The organism is Klebsiella sp. HN106 (genome assembly GCF_051209435.1).
Classification (GTDB): domain Bacteria; phylum Pseudomonadota; class Gammaproteobacteria; order Enterobacterales; family Enterobacteriaceae; genus Klebsiella; species Klebsiella oxytoca.
The window spans coordinates 1-316 of the sequence record NZ_JBLURD010000191.1; the positions used below are offsets into that span (position 1 = coordinate 1).

Annotated in this window: 1 protein-coding gene; it reads right to left on the reverse strand. The window is 61.1% G+C overall.

Features of this window, described 5'->3' with window-relative positions:
- A partial coding sequence (locus ACSIPU_RS30885; protein WP_435322516.1) for a YhjD/YihY/BrkB family envelope integrity protein occupies positions 1–316 on the reverse strand: 316 nt, incomplete at both ends.

Here is a 316-nt window from a genome sequence, read left to right on the forward strand (position 1 = left end):
TGGCGAGGCCGATTAGCCGCCAGGCGGGTTTCAGCCATTCAATGTTGTCGAGATACAGCGCGGAGATAATCATCTGCTGGGCGGAGCCGGCGACGGAGGTGATGGACAGCGTAATAATCAGCGCCACCAGCAGACCGATCAGCGAGATAAGATCGCGGAAGTACTTGACCCAGATTTTCTCCTCGTCCTGCGGCCGGCGCTCCCAGACGTCGCGCGATTGAGCGCGGATCGCTTCGCGCAGGTTGCCCATCCAGTTAATACCGGAATAGAGGGCGACCAGCAGGCCGACCAGACCGACGGCGGTGCGCTGTTGCAC